Source organism: Bacillus sp. SIMBA_008, assembly GCF_046535495.1.
Classification (GTDB): Bacteria; Bacillota; Bacilli; order Bacillales; family Bacillaceae; genus Bacillus; species Bacillus subtilis.
The window spans coordinates 1-239 of record NZ_JAWRWL010001194.1; the positions used below are offsets into that span (position 1 = coordinate 1).

Consider the following 239-nt stretch of genomic DNA (forward strand, 5'->3'; position numbering starts at 1 on the left):
GACGCCAACGGAAACGTACTGTGGCAATGGGATGCATTGGGTAATGCAGTCCAGAATACCTGGAGCGCGCAGAACCAGCTTTTGAGCCAGACCCGCTACACCGGCACGGACCCTGACCGCACCGGTACGGCATTGCCCACCGGCGGCCAGACCACCCGTTACGTGTACAACGACACCGAGCGCCTTCGCTTCGTGGTGGATGCATTGGGCCGGGTCACCGAGTACACCTATTCGAGCAG

Annotated in this window: 1 protein-coding gene; it reads left to right on the forward strand. The window is 61.1% G+C overall.

Features of this window, described 5'->3' with window-relative positions; translation table 11 throughout:
- Positions 1-239 (forward strand): hypothetical protein (locus SB658_RS27230; RefSeq protein ID WP_410603658.1); only part of this gene is annotated, 239 nt, incomplete at both ends.